This is a genomic window from Amphritea opalescens, assembly GCF_003957515.1.
GTDB lineage: Bacteria > Pseudomonadota > Gammaproteobacteria > Pseudomonadales > Balneatricaceae > Amphritea > Amphritea opalescens.
Genome location: NZ_RQXW01000006.1, coordinates 32,314 through 52,024, shown reverse-complemented (window position 1 = coordinate 52,024; position 19,711 = coordinate 32,314). Strand labels below are relative to the sequence as shown.

The 19,711-nt window shown below is 46.8% G+C and carries 23 protein-coding genes and 1 pseudogene; 14 read left to right on the top strand and 10 right to left on the bottom strand.

Annotated elements, in window-relative coordinates:
- Positions 1-244 precede the first annotated feature (244 nt).
- Positions 245-1,486, top strand: a complete 1,242-nt coding sequence (locus tag EH243_RS08230; protein WP_126158169.1) for a multidrug effflux MFS transporter — start codon at positions 245-247, stop codon at positions 1,484-1,486.
- A 105-nt stretch (positions 1,487-1,591) separates the two neighbouring features.
- Here EH243_RS08230 and EH243_RS08225 read toward each other — a convergent pair whose 3' ends face one another.
- Complete coding sequence (locus EH243_RS08225) at positions 1,592-1,906, bottom strand: hypothetical protein (RefSeq protein ID WP_126158168.1); 315 nt, start codon at positions 1,904-1,906, stop codon at positions 1,592-1,594.
- A gap of 954 nt (positions 1,907-2,860) precedes the next feature.
- Positions 2,861-3,076: a hypothetical protein gene (locus tag EH243_RS08220; RefSeq protein WP_126158167.1), complete on the bottom strand. Its 216-nt coding sequence runs from the start codon at positions 3,074-3,076 to the stop codon at positions 2,861-2,863.
- Between the two features lie 389 nt (positions 3,077-3,465).
- Here EH243_RS08220 and EH243_RS08215 point away from each other — a divergent pair, with 389 nt between their 5' ends.
- Positions 3,466-4,086 carry a DUF938 domain-containing protein gene (locus tag EH243_RS08215; protein ID WP_126158166.1) on the top strand — a complete coding sequence of 207 codons (621 nt, stop codon included), beginning with the start codon at positions 3,466-3,468 and terminating at the stop codon, positions 4,084-4,086.
- 67 nt (positions 4,087-4,153) lie between these two features.
- Here the strand turns inward: EH243_RS08215 and EH243_RS08210 are convergent, their stop codons facing one another.
- Positions 4,154-4,360 (bottom strand): cold-shock protein, encoded by a 207-nt coding sequence (locus EH243_RS08210; protein WP_126158165.1) that lies wholly within the window; start codon positions 4,358-4,360, stop codon positions 4,154-4,156.
- 616 nt (positions 4,361-4,976) lie between these two features.
- Positions 4,977-5,534 (bottom strand): DUF2058 domain-containing protein, encoded by a 558-nt coding sequence (locus EH243_RS08205; RefSeq protein ID WP_126158164.1) that lies wholly within the window; start codon positions 5,532-5,534, stop codon positions 4,977-4,979.
- Positions 5,535-5,762: 228 nt separating this feature from the next.
- Between EH243_RS08205 and EH243_RS08200 the strand changes: the two genes are divergently transcribed.
- Together EH243_RS08200 and EH243_RS08195 are read left to right on the top strand one after the other, a co-directional pair.
- Positions 5,763-6,320, top strand: coding sequence for an LOG family protein (locus EH243_RS08200; protein ID WP_126158163.1), 558 nt, complete (start codon positions 5,763-5,765; stop codon positions 6,318-6,320).
- A gap of 28 nt (positions 6,321-6,348) precedes the next feature.
- Entirely contained in the window at positions 6,349-6,735 is a 387-nt protein-coding gene (locus EH243_RS08195; RefSeq protein WP_126158162.1) for an acyl-CoA thioesterase, read from the top strand.
- A 107-nt stretch (positions 6,736-6,842) separates the two neighbouring features.
- On the opposite strand, the gene EH243_RS08190 is transcribed toward EH243_RS08195, so the two are convergent.
- The 3 genes from EH243_RS08190 to EH243_RS08180 are packed head-to-tail and all read right to left on the bottom strand — an operon-like array spanning position 6,843 to position 8,607.
- A complete protein-coding gene (locus EH243_RS08190) occupies positions 6,843-7,409 on the bottom strand; it encodes a YceI family protein (protein ID WP_126158161.1) in 567 nt (188 codons plus the stop codon).
- On the bottom strand, positions 7,406-7,972 hold the full coding sequence (locus EH243_RS08185; RefSeq protein WP_126158160.1) for a cytochrome b: 567 nt from the start codon (positions 7,970-7,972) through the stop codon (positions 7,406-7,408). The genes EH243_RS08190 and EH243_RS08185 overlap by 4 nt, the downstream gene beginning before the upstream one ends.
- A gap of 50 nt (positions 7,973-8,022) precedes the next feature.
- On the bottom strand, positions 8,023-8,607 hold the full coding sequence (locus EH243_RS08180; protein WP_126158159.1) for a flavodoxin family protein: 585 nt from the start codon (positions 8,605-8,607) through the stop codon (positions 8,023-8,025).
- 99 nt (positions 8,608-8,706) lie between these two features.
- Here EH243_RS08180 and EH243_RS18690 point away from each other — a divergent pair, with 99 nt between their 5' ends.
- Positions 8,707-9,075, top strand: coding sequence for a LysR family transcriptional regulator (locus EH243_RS18690; protein WP_241235026.1), 369 nt, complete (start codon positions 8,707-8,709; stop codon positions 9,073-9,075).
- Complete coding sequence (locus tag EH243_RS08175) at positions 9,017-9,622, top strand: LysR substrate-binding domain-containing protein (RefSeq protein ID WP_241235025.1); 606 nt, start codon at positions 9,017-9,019, stop codon at positions 9,620-9,622. The genes EH243_RS18690 and EH243_RS08175 overlap by 59 nt, the downstream gene beginning before the upstream one ends.
- Positions 9,623-9,726: 104 nt before the next feature.
- Here EH243_RS08175 and EH243_RS08170 read toward each other — a convergent pair whose 3' ends face one another.
- Both EH243_RS08170 and EH243_RS08165 read right to left on the bottom strand, forming a co-directional pair.
- Positions 9,727-10,323: a LysE family translocator gene (locus tag EH243_RS08170; protein WP_126158158.1), complete on the bottom strand. Its 597-nt coding sequence runs from the start codon at positions 10,321-10,323 to the stop codon at positions 9,727-9,729.
- A gap of 121 nt (positions 10,324-10,444) precedes the next feature.
- Positions 10,445-11,347: a LysR family transcriptional regulator gene (locus EH243_RS08165; RefSeq protein WP_126158157.1), complete on the bottom strand. Its 903-nt coding sequence runs from the start codon at positions 11,345-11,347 to the stop codon at positions 10,445-10,447.
- A gap of 112 nt (positions 11,348-11,459) precedes the next feature.
- On the opposite strand from EH243_RS08165, the gene EH243_RS08160 reads away from it, so the two are divergent.
- Positions 11,460-11,741 (top strand): peptidylprolyl isomerase, encoded by a 282-nt coding sequence (locus EH243_RS08160; RefSeq protein ID WP_126158156.1) that lies wholly within the window; start codon positions 11,460-11,462, stop codon positions 11,739-11,741.
- 3 nt (positions 11,742-11,744) lie between these two features.
- Here the strand turns inward: EH243_RS08160 and EH243_RS08155 are convergent, their stop codons facing one another.
- Entirely contained in the window at positions 11,745-12,722 is a 978-nt protein-coding gene (locus EH243_RS08155; protein ID WP_126158155.1) for a ChaN family lipoprotein, read from the bottom strand.
- A 77-nt stretch (positions 12,723-12,799) separates the two neighbouring features.
- Between EH243_RS08155 and EH243_RS08150 the strand changes: the two genes are divergently transcribed.
- The 7 genes and pseudogenes from EH243_RS08150 (at position 12,800) to EH243_RS08125 (ending at position 19,597) form a co-directional block, all read left to right on the top strand.
- Positions 12,800-13,036 (top strand): hypothetical protein, encoded by a 237-nt coding sequence (locus EH243_RS08150; RefSeq protein WP_126158154.1) that lies wholly within the window; start codon positions 12,800-12,802, stop codon positions 13,034-13,036.
- Positions 13,037-13,570: 534 nt separating this feature from the next.
- Positions 13,571-13,696, top strand: coding sequence for a hypothetical protein (locus tag EH243_RS18770; RefSeq protein ID WP_277600704.1), 126 nt, complete (start codon positions 13,571-13,573; stop codon positions 13,694-13,696).
- A gap of 645 nt (positions 13,697-14,341) precedes the next feature.
- Positions 14,342-14,550: pseudogene (locus tag EH243_RS18685) on the top strand (IS5/IS1182 family transposase); the annotation flags it as partial.
- A gap of 104 nt (positions 14,551-14,654) precedes the next feature.
- Positions 14,655-15,011 carry a hypothetical protein gene (locus tag EH243_RS08140; RefSeq protein WP_126158153.1) on the top strand — a complete coding sequence of 119 codons (357 nt, stop codon included), beginning with the start codon at positions 14,655-14,657 and terminating at the stop codon, positions 15,009-15,011.
- A 795-nt stretch (positions 15,012-15,806) separates the two neighbouring features.
- On the top strand, positions 15,807-16,508 hold the full coding sequence (locus EH243_RS08135) for a gluconate 2-dehydrogenase subunit 3 family protein (protein WP_126158152.1): 702 nt from the start codon (positions 15,807-15,809) through the stop codon (positions 16,506-16,508).
- A gap of 3 nt (positions 16,509-16,511) precedes the next feature.
- A complete protein-coding gene (locus EH243_RS08130) occupies positions 16,512-18,281 on the top strand; it encodes a GMC family oxidoreductase (protein ID WP_126158151.1) in 1,770 nt (589 codons plus the stop codon).
- Positions 18,278-19,597, top strand: a complete 1,320-nt coding sequence (locus EH243_RS08125) for a cytochrome c (protein ID WP_206441563.1) — start codon at positions 18,278-18,280, stop codon at positions 19,595-19,597. The genes EH243_RS08130 and EH243_RS08125 overlap by 4 nt, the downstream gene beginning before the upstream one ends.
- Positions 19,598-19,711 lie beyond the last annotated feature (114 nt).

Below are 19,711 nucleotides of genomic sequence, written 5' to 3'. Positions count from 1 at the left end.
TTTGCTGATGGCGTAAAGCCGTTTCCCCTTATTTCTCGATGATCGCTGCAGGCCTATTTGATCGGGGTATAAGCTAAGTCGAAAGCTGTTTAACGCAGTGAATAAATGGTTGGCTCTTAGCGGTTTCTACAAGTATGGTTAGCCCAAAATAATATGCCTGCCGCACTAAAGGCCAGTGCAGAGTGTTTATCATCCACAGCTGCTTTCTCGCGGTATGTCATCAATGTCTTTATATGGATACGTTATGGAAAATCATCAGAGCAGTGCTGCATCCGGCATGTCTGCAAAAGAGTTTACGGTGCTGGTCGCTTTGCTTATGTCGATTGTTGCTATTTCGATTGATGCACTACTGCCGGCTCTCGGCGTTATTGGTCAATCCTTAGGGGCGACGACGGCGAATCAGCCTCAACTGTTGGTGAGTATGTTGTTTCTAGGCATGGCGATAGGGCAGCTGATTTGTGGGCCGCTATCGGATGCTCTGGGACGTCGTCCGATACTTTTCGGGGGGTTTACGCTCTACTTGGTGGGGACCGTTGTTTGCTATCAAGCCGATAGTTTAGAGATGATGATGATCGGTCGTTTTATCCAAGGGCTAGGGGTAGCGGGGCCTTATATTTCGGCGATCTCACTCGTGCGTGATCTATACCATGGCTCTCAGATGGCACGGGTTATGTCATTGGTGATGATGATCTTTGTACTCGTACCGGCGATCGCGCCGAGCCTTGGGCAAGCGATTATGTTTTTTGCCGATTGGCGCGGTATCTTTGAAATGTATCTGGTTTATGCGGTGGTCTTGATGTTGTGGATCTTGTTGCGATTAAAAGAGACGTTGCCAAAAGAGCACCGTATTCCGTTTACCCAAAAAGGTTTCTACGATGGCTTTAAAGAGGTGCTAACCAATCGCATCACCGCCAGCTATACCGTCTGCATGGGGTTGTTCTTCGGTAGTTTTATTGGCTATTTAAATTCTGCACAGCAAATATTTCAGGTGCAATTTAATACCGGCAATCTGTTCTCAGTTTACTTTGGTGGATTGGCGTTGCTATTGGGGGCCTCATCTTTGATCAACTCTCGGATTGTAGAGAAGCATGGGGCGAAGCATATTGCTTTTCGTGCCATTTTAGCCGTGGTGTTTGCGTCGTTTATTTTCTTGAGTATGCATGCGTTAATGGCCATTACGCTCTGGATGTTCTTATGCTATGCAGGGGTTTTCTTTTTCTGCTTTGGCTTTCTATTTGGTAATGTGAATGCCTTGGCGATGGAGCCGATGGGGCATGTTGCGGGTATTGCCTCTGCGGTTATTGGCTCTGTTTCTTCGATTATGTCGATGTTGATCGGCACGCTAATCGGCCAGATGTACGATAATTCACTTATTCCGATGACCACTGGTTTTGCTGTGTTTGGCACGGTGGCGTTAGGGGTGATGTATTGGGCCGAAAAGGGGCGAATCGAAGATGATGGCTTGATTGAAGCGGAGCCAGGTTAAACGGGAGTGAGTCGTTAGAGGTTTAATAGCCGAGTATGTTTGCGATACTCGGCTTTTTATTGCTAGTTTATGGGCCGAATGAAGGAGGCGTTAGGTGACTGATGCTTAAAATTCAGCTTCGACCCCATCCATTTTCATAGACGCTTGGCCTTTTTTCATCGGTTTTATGTCAGGGACTTGTTTACTGGGGATATGGAGATTGACGTCTTGTATTTCAACTTTACCGCTGCCGCCACCATTACCCTTTTGTTTCGCTTCGCTTGATCCCCCTGCATTTTCGCCATTATGCTTCGATACAGCCCAGTCATTTGCAAGCTTTGCCTGGCTATCTTGTTGTGCATAAGCAGGGAGTGTCATGGCGGAGACCATCAGGGTAACAACGGCGGTTAAAAGAGTTGATTTGATCGGGCTGCTTTTCATGACGTTTAATCCTTTAGTGTGTGGCATCGAGTGCTAGCCGCTTGATGACTTTGATCGATATTATCAAGTAATTGTTAGGCTCTACTGTAAAAGGCGTTTACTGAACGTTTTATTAACGGATATTCATCAGTCAGGGCCGATTAATCATTGGGGTATTGTTGAAGGTCGGTAGGGTCGACCCACTAATGAACAGGTAGAGCGTAAATAACAGTATAAGTCGAGCGTGGCTTCTTTGCGATCATGGCATCCATAGGTCCGTGTAAATGAGCGTCCTCACTCTGTTTGAAGCCCTGTGGGAGTTGTAGAGGCTGAGGTTATACTTTTTGCCAGGCATAAAAAAACCGCCGAAGCGGTTTTCTTTATGAATCTATTGCTCGGCTGAAACACCCCTGATCTTTAGATTCTATGGGGGGGACTTAAAGTTCAGAGGCATTCGCCGAAACAATAACTACTTATATACAAGTTTGATGCCTTTTTTTACTAAATTGTTATTAATCAATGAGTTATAAATAATAGGTCTTTATTTGAGGCGTTTTTTACATCTATCTTGCTGAAATGTGTCGCTATCTAGCGTCTTTATTTTCCTATTTTTTATAAAACCTATGTAAATCAATAGGTTAATCTGTATCTGATTGGATACAAAGTGCGCTAAAGCTTAACCGGGATAAGATAAAAGCTTGTTTTAGCTGGATTTTTTAGAGCTGTGACTGTTTTGATTTATGTCAGATTTGTCTCTCGTTATGCTATCGCTGGCATCGATGCTGCGAGCTGATGAGAAGTACGATGATTCTAAGCGCGATGATTCTAAGCGCTTTTGTATGGAGCCGTAGATGGGGTTTTGAATGGGTTGTTGATGGTGACGCGGCTAAATTAAGGCAAAAAAAACAGGCCATAGCGGCCTGTAAAAAAAGAGCTTAATCGATCCTATGGAAGGAAAGCTCTAGAGAGAAGTCATTACGCAGCGGCAGATTGCTTCAGCTGAGGTTTATTCAGTGATGCCATGTTCATTTTGGCATTTGCCCGGAGCATCAGTGGGCCAAAGATAGGGGTATTGGTTTTCAGCGTGGTTTTAAATAGCGCAAACGCACTCAGCACCAGCTCAGCCTGAACTTCAGCGCGCAGGTTTGCCGCCTGAGTATAAATATCGCGATGTATGCCAGAAGGAATCATGTTTTACCCATAAGTATAAAATTAATTCAGGCCTGAACCATGTTCAGCGCTTCGACTCGCCACCAGGCCTGAATTGAAAACAATGATGAGGGTCACCTCAACGTGTTTAAGTATTCTATACTTTAGTCGAACGGATGATAGCTGATCAATTTTCAGATGAATGATGAGTAAAATTCACCATAATAGTAACTCTATGTTTTGATTGGTTTTACCGTATTCTATAGTGGTTATTCATTCTATTTTTCACCACTATTCAGTTTGTCGTATAGTGTTTTACTCAGGGTAGGGTTCGAATAACCCTATTCGCTAGCAAATTGGCAAAGCAACGAATCCAACTCAACCTCATTTAATTCAAGTATCCCGTAGGTACTGATGGGAAATACCAAAGTATGAACATTGATGAAAATAGTTTTATGGGCTTTTCCCCAGCATCGGCACGTAATGCAGCGCCTATCTTGCAGCGACTGACCGGTTTACTGGCAGGGGATGAAAAGGTGTTAGAGGTCGGCAGTGGTACAGGGCAACATGCGGTGCATTTTGCTGGAAACCTGCCCGGTGTACGGTGGCTTCCGTCCGATATTGAGCAGCAACTGCCGTTACTCCAGGCAAACCTTGACCGCCATGGTAGCGATAATATCACCGCTTCACGGGTGTTGAATTTGCAACAAAGCGACTGGCATACCGGTTTAGACCCCGTCGATCTAATCTATAGTGCCAATACGTTGCATATTATCGGTTGGGCTGAGGTGGTCTCCCTGTTTCGCCATCTTGATCAGGTGTTGGCTCCCCAAGGGCAGGTTATTTTGTATGGGCCTTTCCGTTATGGTCAGAATTTTACCAGTGACAGTAATGCGGAGTTTGATCAATGGCTGAAAGCGCGTAACCCCATGAGTGGAATTCGGGATTTTGAGGCGGTGAATGCATTAGCTGTGGAGGCCGGTTTATTACTCAAGGATGATATCGTGATGCCGGCGAATAATCAGTTATTGGTGTGGCAAAAGGCGAGATAGTGATCGGGGATTTGTTGGTTCTGGTGAAACTGGCCGCGGCCCGGAGGCCGCAGCCGGGCAGTCAACATTACAGCAGAGTAACGTTCTCAGCCTGAGGGCCTTTTTGGCCATCAGTGACTTCGAAAGACACTTGCTGTCCTTCATTCAAAGTTTTAAAGCCATCGGAGTTGATAGCGCGGAAGTGAACGAATACGTCAGGACCGTTATCTTGTTCGATAAAGCCATAGCCTTTATCGGCGTTGAACCATTTAACGGTACCAGTAGATGTAGACATAATTGTATTCCCTACAATAGTGTTTTTAAAATTATGGTGCACAGAGATAGGTCTGCACACGGGTTAAGCTAAGAATGCAGGAACTACATTTATGACGAAGGGACACACAGGTTGATCTGTTGGACTCTTTGGTGCATAAAAAACAGGTCTTACTTTCAAGCTAATTTAATTCTAAGATATTTATTGACAGAGTAAAAGCGTTATTTAAAAAAGCTTTTATTTTTTTAAGTTATTGTTATTTAAAGATTTATTGTTATTTCATCGCTTTTTTTTAATATGCCGCTATGGGCCAGAATCAGTTTATCTGTCGTTTTTGACAGAGGGGTTACATCGATAAAACACTTTGTATCATTGTCTCAGTGAGCATGGCGATGGGTTTGTGTGGGTCAATATTGAGCGCAGGCTGTCGACTGTTTAGCTAGAGTGTTTAGCTAGAGTGTTTTGCTGGAATGTTTGGCTGGAGAGTTTAGGAGGAGAGTTTAGGAGGAGAGTGACCTTAGCGCAGCATTGAGGTTAAGGCGAATAGCGGTTTTGGTCGGTTGGTGGAAAGGGGAGTTGATGCTTTGGTGAATAAGTCGGCCCCTGTGTTCGATACACAAAGGGCCGGTTGGGTGGGTTACCACATCAGATCATCTGGGATCTGGAAATCAGCATAAGGATCGTCAGGATCGATCTCTTCCGCTTTTTGTTGGCTGATAATCAACTCAGGTCGACGTTCATTGATCTTTTCCGCGACGCCTGCGGGAATCAACAGATAGCGGCCTTTATTTGAGGCGATGGCTAGGTTGCCTTTAGCTAACTGTTCCTGCAATGTTTTGCTGACGTAGAGCTTTTTGATGGTCGTGCCATCGACAAAGTTGTATTCCACATCGCCATCGTCGGGCATATTAATCGCGTTCTGCTGCAGCATCTGTAAGCAGGAGGCATCGATAGAGCGACGGGTGAGTTCATCTTCCCGTTGACGATTGAGTTCACGGTCACGCTCAAGCTTTTCTTCTTTCGCTTTGGCGATCGCCTGTTCCCGTTCTAGCTCTTCGGGGTCTTTAAATACTTCGCCTTTTTTTACGGCTTTTGCTTGCTTGGTTTTCTTACGTTTTTCAGCTTTGGCTTTATTTGCCTGCTGTTTATTTGCCAGACCCGCTTTAAGAAGCTGGTCCTGTAGAGATCCTGCCATGATGTTTATCCCGCTTCAGTCGCATACTGGGTGCGAACTATAGCGAACATTGGCGATTAGCTCCATACGCCATGACGATTAGATGCGAGTGATCTTAGGTTCAAGGACGTTGCTGGGGTGAGATAATGGTGCTTCTCTGGATTTTTGCTTTAATCTCGCTGCGGACTGTTGTTGAATAGTGTCTATGGCAGGGGATAATCAATCACTAACACGGATGCGATGATTAATATGAAGATAGCGGTTTACTGTGGTGCATCATCCGGTCGCGCGGATGGGCCCTATCCGGCGGAGGCTCGCAAGCTCGGGGAGCTGATGGCACAGCATAATATTGACTTAGTCTACGGTGGTTCAAGTGTCGGCTTAATGGGCAGTGTTGCGGATGGGGTTTTGGATGCGGGTGGCCATGTATGTGGCGTGATGCCGCAGGTGTTAGTTGAGCGTGAACAGGTGCATATCGGTCTGAGTGAGCTACATGAGGTGGAGGATATGCATCAGCGCAAGGCGGTGATGATGGAACTCGCCGATGCCTTTATCGCGCTCCCCGGTGGTACGGGGACATTGGAAGAACTATTTGAAGTTTGGGCTTGGCGTCAGATCGGTATCCATCATAAACCTTTTGGTCTGTTGAATATTGATGGTTACTACGATCACCTATTGGCATTTATCGAACATGCCTCTCAGGAAGCCTTTATTCGCGGTGAGTATCGTGATTTTTTGATGGTCGACGATCAAGCCGACAATTTACTGTCCCGGCTTTCTGAGCGGGTGGATGTGCAGACAGCATGAAGTTAGGTAATCAATAATGGAAGAAAATATGTCACAAATGCCAACGGCTAAGCCTTCATTGCGAACCATTGCGATGCCGGCCGATGCTAACCCTGATGGTGATATCTTTGGTGGCTGGATTATGTCACAGATGGATTTGGCCAGCGGTGTTTTTGCTGCACAGGAGATTAAAGGGCGGGTGGTAACGGTGGCGGTCGATGCGATGACCTTTCATAAGCCGGTGTATATTGGCGATGATGTGAGCTGTTATTGTCGAGTGGTTCGTTATGGTAATACGTCACTGGTGGTGTTGGTGGAAACCTGGGTGCAGCGCCACCACAGTGAGCAGGTCGAAAAGGTGACTGAAGGACGGTTTACCTTTGTCGCCATCGATGGCGAAGGGCGTCCTCGGCCGCTGAATATTGTCGAGAAATAACCGCATTGCTAAAACGCGCTAAGCTCAGTGAGCACACTGTGAGGTGCTGAGCGTTAGCGCGTTATTCATTGAAGCTAGTTATTCATGATGGAAACTAGGCGAGGCGCTTACTGACGCACGCCTTCAACGTTCAGATCGAGATAAACACTATCTGAAGCCGGCCCCAGATTATAGTTAATATCAAAGTCTTTCAGATTGAGTTGCGTCGTGCCATTGAAGCCCGCGCGGTAGCCGCCCCAAGGATCTTTACCTTCTCCCACTTTTGATACCTGAATATCGATCGCTTTGGTGACGCCGTGCAGCGTTAGGTTACCACTGAGGACAGCACTGCCATCGGCAGCGGGGGTAAACGCAGTGCTTTCAAAGGTCGCTTCTGGAAAAGCTTTAACGGCTAAAAAGTCATCGCCACGCAGGTGCTTGTCGCGCTCGGCATGATTGGAATCGATACTGGGGGTTTTGATGGTGACGGCAATCTGTGCCGCTTCAGGGTTAGCCGCATCATAACTAAACTGGCCGCTAAAATCGTTAAAACGGCCTTCTAACCAGCTGTATCCCAAATGTTGAATACGGAAATTGACCGAAGCGTGGCCGGTATCAATTACATAGTCAGCAGCTTGCGCCGAGGAGATCGTGCCCGCCAGTAGTGCGCCAGCAATGATTGTTTTTAGGTTCATAAGTTATTTTCCTTTGATATACGTATCATGCGGATAAGTGTTTTATCTTTATTGATGAAATGGTGCTTTAACGCTGCTAATGCGTGTAAACCTGCGAGGCTCACCATCAAGGTGGCAACCCAGTAGTGGATCTCTCCCGCAAGGTCTTCTTGATTCTCGATAAGGGCCGGAAGCGCAGGCACATCAAACCAGTTAAAGACTGAGATGGGGCGGCCATCGGCGGTGGATATCATATAACCGGATAGCAGTGTGATAACCGGTAAGAGGTACAGTAATGCATGTACGATTTTGGTGATCGATTGTAGCGTCTGCGGCTGAGGGATCGGTTTAGGTGTTCGGTTAAAGGCTCGCCAAAATAGCCTTAATATCACGAACAGCGCTAAGGTCATACCGATGCTTTTGTGCCATGACGGAATGGTTTGGTATTCCGGATCATAGTAGGTCAGGGTACCGATATAGAGCCCTAATGGATACATACCAATAATGGTGAGCGCAACAATCCAGTGGAGCAGTATGCTGCCTACGCCAAATGAATGAGGACTATCTTTTAGGGGTAACGCCATAGGGTTTATCTCTAAAAAAGGGCGGTCATGCCGCCCGTTTTATCGTCCGATTATAGGGATGCTTGCTGCCAACGCTTAGCCGCTGTGGTCACCCGCGCTCCGAGTGCTTGAGCCGTATCGCGATCACACTGTGGTGGTGCAACATCAGGGCCTTCGTCCGCATTGCTGGTGGCCATAGCGCCAAGATATCCACCGACCCGGTTAAGGCTTTGTGGATCACCCTTGCTATTGTTGTTGCCGTTCATTACGCCTAGGCTCACCCAAAGCATACTATGCTGTGCGGCAAAAACAGACATCTGAATCATGCTGTTTAACTTGTCACCGCTCAGGCTGCCGGAGTTGGTAAAGCCCGCCGCCAATTTATCTTTCCAGCCCTGTGTATACCAAACCTTCGAGGTGGCATCCATAAAGCATTTAAACGGACCACTGACAGAGCCCATATAGGTAGGCGAGCCAAAAATAATCGCATCGGCTTCGGCTAGGGCATCCCAGTTGATCGTTTCCAAGTCTGCTACCGAGATAATGGTGGCGCTGCCGCCTGCGTTTTCGATACCGGCTGCAACCGCGTTAGCTAATACTTCAGTGTGCCCATATCCGCTGTGATAAGCGACTGCGACCTTTACTTGATCTGACATGTTGTACTCCCTAAATGTAAATGCCGAAGGTTTTCGGTGGTGAGACGTACTATAATCGTCCATAATGCATTCATCTAATGCATTGTTGTGATGATTATTATGCGTGAAGTGAATTTAAGGTCGGTGGATCTCAATCTGTTAGTGATATTGCAGAAACTGTTAGAGACCCGACACGTTACCCATGCGGCTGAGCAGTTAAGCATGAGTCAGCCGGCGGTGAGCCGAGCGTTGCAGCGGTTGAGAAGTACCTTTGATGACCCCCTGTTGGTAAAAACAGCGCAGGGCTTTGACCTGAGCGCACGGGGTGCTGATATCTTACCCCGCTTGCAGCGCCTAACCGATGGCGTTAAAGAGCTGATTGCTGAACCGGTATTTGATCCGGCCAGCGCGGTCGATGTGGTACGCGTCTATGGCTTGGATCTCGAAGTGGTCTGTTTTTGTTGCTCCGTTGTTAAAGGTTTTACGTAGTGAAGCACCCCAGATGCGGCTTGAGGTGAGAACCGAGCCCCGTAATCACTTTGAATTATTAGCCAGCGGCGAGGTGCATTTTTCACTCACGGGGATGGAGCCCACGGCAGAGGGACAGTATCGACGATTGCTGATCGCGCAGAGCGGTATTGTTTGTATGATGTCGGCGGATAATCCGCTGGCGGAGGGCGAGCTAACTCTCGAACGTTATCTGTCGGCCAGTCATGGATTGGTATCGATGACCGGTAAAGGGCCGGGGCATATTGATGAACGGTTAGCCGAGTTGGGGCATCAGCGGCATTTAGCGTTGCGCCTATCTAACTTTATGACCGCCGCCGATTTTTGTGATACGTCTGATCTGCTGTTTGTTTTGCCTGAGATTGTCGCTCGGCGGGTCGCACTAGGTCGGAATATCGTGCTGAAAGAGGTACCTATTGAGCTGATGATGTCGCCGATTAACTTTTTTCTCTACTGGCATGAGCGTTACCACCAGGACCCTATGTGTCGCTGGGTTCGACAGCGGGTGTTGCAGGTGCTTTCGGAATAACAAATCCAAATGGCGCTTCGCTAGCCGCCAAGTACCGTGGCTGAACATCGCCTATGATGCAGTCGCTGAAATTAAGCTGTTTTAACGCTTCCCAATAGCTGGGGTTAGCCTAACCCCAGTTTTATCCCTAGCAGTATTAAACCACCGCCAATAACCCGTTCTATTTTGCTGCGTAAACGCTGAAGAGTGGCCTGCACCGATGGCCGTGTTAACAGCAGAATCAGTGCGCTGAGCCAAGAAAACTCCACCAATACGGGGGTTGCACAGTAGAGTAACTGCATCCAAAGGTTGGAGACGTCCTCGACGATATGGCTAAAGATAGCGACGAACATGATGAGAATTTTGGGGTTGAATAAGCTAACCATCATGCCTGCGATAAAAGGGTGGTGGTGGTTGTTGGGTGTTTCTTCGGTATGGTCAGCGGCGCGGGTAATAAGATAAACAATACCCAGATAGATAAGGTAAGCGCTACCTAGCCAACGGATGGCGCTGTAGAGCGCCGGTGTTTGCTCAATGATGGCTGCTAATCCGATCACCGATAGAAACACATGGATCGCCAGCGCAGTAGCCAGCCCGAGTGCGGTCATGAAGCCGGTGGACAGAGAGCCTTGCAGGGTATTGCGCAAGATAATAGCGGTATTAGCGCCGGGCAGCATTGCGCCTAGCAGCATGATACCGGCGAAGATTAGCCATTCAGTCATGTTATTGATCATCCTTTGTGAACGGCAGGGATTCTATTCTTGGTTAAGGATAAGGGCGAATGCTGAATATAGATAAAGGTTATCAGTTTTTGGTATGACCTGTTTCGGGTGTCGACGTCCGTTAATTACTAAGGCTACTCTGCATCCGTTCGCGTAGATAGCGATGCGCGGGATCACCCTGTAACCGTTGATGCCAGATAAGATAGTAGTGGCTGCTGGGTATCTTAATCTGTGGTGGCAGTGGTTGAGTGATCAGATCGTATTCAGGCCCGAGCCGCAGGGCGATATGGGTGGGCAGTGTCAAAACATAATTAGCCTGACGGGTGATGGCCATGGCGGAGTGGATAAAGGGGACGGTGAGTTTCATCGTCCGTTGGCGGTTTAGCTGACTCAGGGCTTCGTCTACCGCCCTGATTTTATCACCGCCGGCGCTGATACCAATATGGTCGGCTTTGGTGTAGTCATTGAGTGTGATCGGCTGGCTTGCCAAAGGGTGATGCTTATTGATTAAGCAGCTATAGCCGTCACAACCGAGCTGCTTACCATAGATATCATGGGGAATCGTGTCGAGAATGCAAGCCGCCAGATCGATACGCCCCTGACGCAGAGCTTCCATCATGCCCGGATGCCAGAGATGAAAATGCAGGCTGAGACCCGGTGCATCCTGTTGTAGTTGAGCCAGCAGGGGTGGCATTAGGTCATGGGTAATGAAGTCGGTGGTGGCGATATTAAATTCACCATGATATCCCGCCGGTTCAAACTGACTCGGAATCAATAGGCTTTCGAGGTGGTTAAGGGCATCGGGCAGTTGGGTCCAGAGCTGTTCGCCTCTGGGGGTTAACTGCATGTTATTGCCTACTCGCACCATTAACTTATCGACAAAGATCTCTCTTAACTGACTGAGGTTACGGCTCATCGCAGGTTGGGTTATATGCTGAGCATTGGCCGCCGCGGTGACGCTTTTGAGTTGCAGCAGATAATACAGCGAGATAAGCAGGTTGAGGTTGATGCGCGATAGTTCCATCGGCTAAGCATATCAGTAATCGTTATAACGTCAATCTTATCGCTGGGGTTGCAGTGAATCACGAAAAAAGAGATCCTGTCGGCACAATTAACATAGAGATAGGATTTTTTTTATGGCACGTGCATCGGCCCGTCATATTTTGGTAAGTAATGAAGTTCAGTGCGCTGATCTTAAATCACAAATTGAAGCAGGTGCTGAGTTTGCAGCACTGGCGAAAGAACACTCTAGCTGCCCATCCGGCGCACAGGGTGGCGAACTGGGCAGCTTTGGTCCAGGTCAAATGGTACCTGAGTTTGATAAGGTGGTTTTCTCTGCACCGGTTGGTGAAGTTCAAGGCCCCGTTAAAACTCAGTTTGGTTACCATCTGTTAGAAGTGACCAGCCGCGAAGACTAACCTTTAGTCATCGCTTTGCTGATGAGACTGCTGACGTAGCGATGCGCAGTAGTCTTTTTCCGCGGATCGGCTCGTAAACCAGATGTAATCGGCCATTTTTGAGTAGGGGGCAATCGCCTCATCAATGCTAACAATGGCTGCATCGGTTTCAATCAGTAGAATAGAAACAGACTCTAAACTGCGTTGCTGTAGATGTAAGGGGACACCCGTGTCTTTACGGCTATGAAAGCTGCCTGAGATCAGAACTGCTTGTCGATTATCCCCTAGATTATCAGCTAATGAATAAGCCATGCTGGCATCTCGGCTTAGCTGAATCTTTGTCATCGGGCCCATCTGATCGAAAGGAATCGCTTGGCAGTGGCTATCATAAACCTGCTGTTGAATCGTTGCCTTAACCGTTTCCGGTATCGCCTTGACGGTTGTTAGACGCGCTTCATCGGGTATCCCGTGCTGGTAAATCTGCATAACGACCGGTTTGCTGAGATTACCGGCTTTAAGTTGATTGTGATCTGCCAGTGCCGCGCTGATGAGCGGGCCATAGTCCTGCCAGGGCCAACTGTTTTCATTCCAATGGAGGTTTTCTTGTATCTGGGCTTCGCTACTGTCAGGGGTTAGCTGATCAATGTTTTCGGCCTGTTGTTCATCGAGCATCTCTAATACGAGACGAGTATTGTCGCCGTTTTGTAGACCTTTGAGCAGTTGCAGCTCTCGCAGGTGATGCTCTGGGTTGTCATGCTTTTCGCCTAAGAGGATAAAACGCTGGGTTTTTAATTGTTTTAACATCTCGGTATAGCTAAGTGGCTGGCCGGTGACCATCGAGACGATTGTGCCGTTGAGAGGGTGGTTTGCCATCGGCACAGGCGCGGCCGGTTCAGTCGATGAGCTAGGCTGGGTGTTATGCAGGCAACCGCTGCTTAACAGTACCGAACCGATCAACGAAAGTGACTTTATTTGGTTTTTAATGCGTTGTTTTAGATACATTTTGATCTGTCCCCTTTTCAGCCGCTTAGTGCTGGGGTAACGTTATAGGAAAGTACAGTGCGAAGGAGAAACATAGCATGAAATCAGGCATTAAAGTGAGTATTCGTAAGAAAGGTGAGCAGGTTGAGGGTGTTGATCCTGAGCTGCAACAACGGGTTGATGAAGCGGTGCATTTCGTTCATGGGCTGCGTAAGAAGGGCGATAATGTAAAGCAGATGATGGAAAAGCTCAACGAGCATGACCACAAACATCCTGATGGCAGTGACTGGAGCTATGATTCACTGCAAGATTTTATCGCTCAACATCAGATTTAACAGGCTGATTTAGGGTGATGACGACTCATCGTTGATCGGTGGGTCGAGCCCGTTTAATGGCTGCCTGTTCATGCTGATATGGTGGCCGTCTTCTTGATTGTTCTCTGTGATTTGTCGTGACGTTTATTGTAGCAGTTATGTCTGCGAGGCAAATGTTCGGTTTTAGTATTCGGCTTTAGTGTTCAGCTTTAAGAGCGTTTATTGACTATTGGCCTTACTTCCTCGCGCTTTTCCTTCTTTTTCTTTTCTTTCTATTCCTTCTCTAGTTTTACCTTGTTGTGAGGCTGTGCCTTGCACACAAATCACTGTCAGGCTCTTCATCAGCATGGACGTTCGTTTGGGTTTTCCTTCGTGTGCCATAAATGACAATTAGCGCTGTCATTTGCGGCACGGCGTTATGGTTTAAACTCTCCAATAAAAAGGCTTATTTTTTATAATTTATTGATATTAATAGGTTTATTAGTTTTGGCCCTGTTTGTGCTATCTACAAAGTAAAGCAAAGTAATGCACAGAAATATATTTGGAGAATGACTCATGGCACATCAAGAAGAGCAAAATGTTGAGATGTTCGGTGTTACCGCCACTATTTTGATGGTGGTAGCCGGTTTGGTGGTTGGTATTTCACCGATGCTAGTACAGGTCATCATGTTGGTGTCCTAAGCGATTTAAAGCGAGTCCTGCTCGACTGGCCAGTACTGACTTCTTCCGACGATGAAGATCAGCTATTTGGGAGTGATGATTTCAATTTACGATGAGATCTTCCGGTATTACTTTTCAATGACTTAGGAAGAGCTTAAACATTAAGGTTTTTAAAAATGTAGGCTTAAGATGAGATCTTCACTAGTTTTTTTAACATAAGATGAGATCTTCTTAAGTAAGAAGCATTAGAACAAAACAGGTCTGATATATAAATATTAACAATTACTAATAATATACCATAAATAATAAATCTGGCAAGATTTAGCATATCGCCGTTGCATGAGAGAGGATAATGGTGACTTCAAACTGGAAGTTGAAAGGCTGCCTAGCTAGGCGGCTTTTTTCGTTTAACACTAAAGTAGTCGCGCTCTATGTGGGAGCCCCTTCTGGGGAGATTGCTTAATCAGCGCAGCCGAACAAACAGGCAAGCAGATAAGTGAAAGGGTGTCGGCGAAACATGAGTCACACCATGATACGATATATCATCATGCGGGTTGTGTGAGCGACGTCTTCGTCGCGATTAAAGCCATACTTGCTTAGCATCGAGGGAAGATGCGAACAAGTTATTCCCATGAGACAATTCGCTTTTAATCTTTGAGCCTGACGATGTCACATCAACTCACCTTTACAGACAGCAAATTCAACAACAAACGTCGTCAAACATGTAAAGAAATGGTCTTGGCTCGAATGGATGGATGATGCCTTGAGTTCAGCTTGAAGTGGTGATTGAGCCTTTCTATCCAAAGGCTGGAAAAGGAAGAAGACGGTATCCACGTCGACAATGTTGCATGCAGCATTGGTACAACATGAGAGAATTATTCATAGGGTCGGATTATCTCACATGGGGTAAGACCGGTGCAAAAGCGGGAAGTTTTTAGGCGTTATAAAAGGTGCTAAGAAATTTGACCTGGGAGCAAGGATGGTTGCTGAAGTCGCCGGAGAAAGTGGTTTTGTACACAAACTAAGAAATGAAGGTAGGCTTAGCGAGGTTGTAGATAAGTTAGTGGCTGAACTTGCAGAAATAATGGCTGAGCATAACGGGTTGCCGTTTGATGTGTTTACCGAAGACGAGCGGGATGCAATGTATATAGCAGAGCGTCAGTTGTATTACTTTATTACAAAAGGGACAGGTGTAGCAACGCAAATGGATAGCCGGCTAAAGCCTGAGGCTGAAGCTAAGTTTAAGGCATTTAGAAGCAGCAGTGCCACTGGTTACGTTGTTGGCAAGGTTCGCTTCATTAATTTATTACTCAACGAGTACAAGCTCAAGCGGTAAAGTATTTAATAGGTTTTACTTTTTTACAAGAGATAGGGGCCTGCGAACAAGCAATTTTAACTACTCTACAGACCTTGTAGATAGGGAGGTAGAAACTTAATATTGGACTTATTCGTACCTTCCCTAGTTTGTTGTCGTTTTTCGCCAGTCCTCGATAGATTACTTTCCTAAAACTAAACGCTCGATTTACGATAGACGTATTTGAAATGACAGAACTGTGATATTAGTGATCAATTGTGGCAAGTAATCTTGCAGCTTAAAGCGGCTTTTGGAAATCTCTGAATGCATGCTTTTTTGCTGTCAACTTTATACATCGCTTAAATCGTCGATAAAAATCTTCTGGTACTTCTTCATCAGTATGCTGGGTTGGCTGTGAACTTGATGGGTCACAGCGTACTGTACTTGGGTTCAGGAACGGTGGTTTCAATGATCTCAAGTATAATCTTTAATCGATTTCAACAGCAGATCAGGATGTCTTTAAAACCTCGGTAGTGCAGATATTAAAGAATTTAGTTTTATAAGGGGCTTTAAAATTATTATTGATCAGGAGTAGACTATGTGTCTGACGCAGTTTTTTACGTACAGCCATCAGTCTGGGTGCTGTCGGTCTTACCGTATCTATAGTCTTTGTTATTAACGTTAAAAATCATTGTTGCTGTCAAATAGTTAGCGCGCTCCCATTGGTTCGTTTTATTAGCTTAATGAGGGCTAGGTAACTAGTTCTAACCGATACAACTAATACACATTTTCCTCACTTATGGATATGAGCGAGGTAGATGCTGGAGCGAACTATATATGTCGACACGAACTTTTAAGTTATCGCGACGTGGGTTCATGGCAGCAGGAATGGCAGGGACAGCGCTCGCAACGCTTACTCGTCACCCTTTTGCTCATGCAGCCGTTCCCGATCTCGCAGATTATGTACCAGTGTTCTTCTCAGAGTATGAGTGGAATTTCATTAATGCCGCAACATCTCGACTTATACCCTCTCATGGTGAGGGGCCGGGCGCACTGGAAGCGCGTGTGCCGGTGTTTATCGATCTTCAGCTAGCCGGTGATTTCGGTACTGCTGCTGATTGGTATATGGCGGAACCTCACGATGCCGGTGCAAGTCCACTTAAGGGTTTTCAAAGCCCATTAACCCCAGCCGAAGTTTATCGTCAGGGTATTAGTTTCTTTGATGATTGGTGTAAAGAGACTAATGATTCTGATTTTGTCAGTCTTGACGACGATGCTCAGGATCTTGCGTTGGTAGCGCTTGAAAAAGGTGATGTGGGTCTGCCTGACAACCTGCGAGATTTCTTTGGCCTTTTACTGCAAAACACGAAAGAAGGTTATTTTAGTGATCCACGTTATGGTGGTAATCATGGCATGGCTGCTTGGGTCTATATCGGCTTTCCTGGTGCCCGAGCAAGCTTTCTCGAATGGAACGATCCGGCGATGGATAATGTTGAATATCCGCTAGGTCCTGTATCAATTTCTGGAGAGAGGGCTTAAACAATGGCACGTACAGATCCTAAAAAAGATGTTGTTATTATTGGGCTTGGATGGACTGGGTCTATTGCCGGCATCGAGTTAGCGAAAGAAGGATTAGATATTTTAGCGCTTGAGCGCGGGGCTGATCGGGATACGGTACCTGATTTCCAATATCCCAATGTAGCGGATGAATTGCGTTACGGCGTGCGTTACGGTTTCATGCAAAAGCCTGCTAAATCAACAGTGACATTTCGACATGCACAGAACGAGACGGCGTTGCCTATGCGTCATCTTGGCTCATTTTTGCCGGGAGACGGTGTTGGTGGCGCGGGGATGCACTGGAACGCTAATACTTGGCGGCCTCAGGCCGAAGAGTTAAGGCTCAAGTCATATGTTACTGAAGAGTTTGGCGCTGGCATTATTCCCGAGGATATGACGATTCAGGACTGGGGCGTGACCTATGAAGAGCTTGAGCCATACTTTGATCGCTTTGAATATATGCTGGGCATATCCGGCCAAGCAGGAAATGTTGGCGGCAAGATTGTATCCGGTGGGAACCCTTTTGAAGCACCGCGTGCGCGAGAATTTCCTATGCAGCCACTTCAAATGCAGCTTGCGCCACGTATGTTCCGTGATAAGGCTGAGGAAATGGGGCTACACCCTTTTCCTATGCCTGCGGCCATAGCGAGCGAGTCCTATGTCAACGAATATGGGATGCAACTTGGTCCATGTAATTATTGCGGATTCTGTGAGCGATATGGTTGCTTGAATTATTCCAAAGCGTCACCACAAACCTGCATTCTTGATGCCTTGAAGCGCTATGACAACTTTAATTATCGCACGCATTGTGAGGTGCTTAAGGTGGAGTTAGCTGCCGATGGGAAAACAGCGACGGGTGTGACCTATTTTGATGAAGCCGCGCAGGAAGAGGTCTTTCAACCAGCAGATATTGTCATTATGGCGGCTTACTCTCTACACAATACACACTTGTGTCTACTATCGGGAATTGGTAAACCCTATGACCCCGTCAAGGGGGAAGGTGTGGTTGGTCGAAACTATGCCTATCAAATGACTGGCGGCACTAAGGCTTTTTTTGAGGATATTGAATTCAATCCATTTGTGGGTTCAGGATCGTCTGCCTATGTTATCAATGACTACGGCACCAATCAGATAGACTTTGCTGCCGAAGGATTTATCGGTGGAGCTTATATTCATGCCTCGCAGCTAAACGGACAACCCATTCGGAATCTTCCTTTGCCTGCGGATGTGCCCAGCTGGGGTGCTGGATGGAAAAAAGGTATTAAGGATTGGTACGGCCATTCTATGGGGGTGAGCCTACATGGTTCTAATATGGCTAATCGGGACTGTTATCTAGATCTTGATCCGACTTATACCGATCGCCATGGTAGACCGCTATTACGGATGACCTTTGATTGGAAAGATAACGATACTCGTATGTCGCAGTTTATGAAGGAAAAGATAGAGCGCGTAGTAGCGGAGCTAAATCCTACATCGTTTAAATCGTCCTATAAAGATACAGGTGCGCACTATGACATTCGTCCTTATCAGTCGACGCATAATGTTGGTGGAACGGTGATGGGTACTGATCCTGCAACGTCGGTACTTAACCGCTATCAACAGAGTTGGGATGTCCATAATGTTTTCATTTTAGGCGCTGGATCGTTTCCCCAGAACATACAATACAATCCTACGGGCGCGTTAGGCGGGCTTACTTATTGGACGCTTGATGCTATTCGCCGCGATTATCTATCTGCTCCGGGGCCATTGGTATGAGTATTATGAGTAAAGGTTTAAGGCTGGTTGGGGCCCTCATTATTTTGGGAGGTATTGTTATTTTGGCCATTATGTTCGTGCCTATTCAGCGGACTCCTGTACAGACTCAGGTTGCATCAGATGCTGTTGCCGTTGCAGGGAATGGAGAATATGTGAGCCGGTTAAGTGACTGTTTGGCTTGCCATACTGTGGAAGGTGGAAAACCCTTCGCGGGAGGGTATTCCATCGATAGTCCGCTGGGATCAATCTATGCCTCTAATATCACACCGGACCCTGAGTATGGTATCGGTAATTGGACGTTGAGTGATTTTCGAGCGGCTCTTTACGACGGGGTGAATAAAGAGGGGCATCTTCTTTATCCCGCGATGCCTTCGGCTAACTATCGTAAGTTGAGTGAAGCTGATATCGCTAGTCTTTATGATTACTTAATGAACAAGGTAGAACCGGTCGCTGTAAAAGTGCCCAAAACAGAGCTGCCTTTTCCTTTTAATCAGCGTTGGGGGCTTCGGTTGTGGGATTGGATTGCTTATAAAGATCCGGGTTTCGAACCACGTTACAATGACTCAGTACTTGATCGGGGTGCTTATCTAGTAGAAGGCCCCGGTCATTGCGGTGCATGTCATAGCCCTCGTACAGCGCTTTTTGTTCAATCTGGCTATACCGCTGAGGATAGTGAGTTTTTGACGGGTGGAGTTATCGGCGGTTGGTACTCGCCACCATTACGAGGCTCTAATAGCGTATCAGCTTATTGGGACGAAGCTCAGATGGTTGCCTTCCTTAGATCTGGACGTAATGCGCATAGCGGTGTTGCTGGTGAAATGACGGCTGTTATTGAGCACTCATTGCAATATTTTAGCGATGAGGACTTAAACGCGGTTGCGAAGTATCTACGTCATATATCAGCCGATACCGAGTCACAACATCGGGATAATCTGGAAGCAGAAAAGAGTACTGCGGCGATGCTTTTAGAAGCATCACCTAAGATGGAACTTGGCGCAAGGCTGTATTTAGATAACTGCAACGCTTGCCACTTTAGCACTGGTCGGGGAGCCGATGGTGTATTCCCAGAGCTTGTTGGTAATTCAATGGTCTTGGCAAATGAGCAGGGCGGTTTTCTCGATGTGATCTTGAATGGTGCTGAAATGCCATCGACAGCAACGAGACCTGCTCGCCTTCGGATGCCTGGGTTCCGCGACCGCTTGTCTGATGATGAAGTAGCTGCATTGGCTAGTTTTGTCCGACAGGCATGGGGTAACAATGCTCAACCCATTACGGCAAAGGCTGTTAGCGAGGTGCGGGCATCGACAATTGAGTGATACTGAAAGCTATCACCGATCTGTGTCACTTCTTGTCTGGCTAAACTCTAGGGAACCTGCGATTAAGTGCTCAAGTTTTGCTTAATTCGCAGGCTCAAGCAAAAATGATCAAAA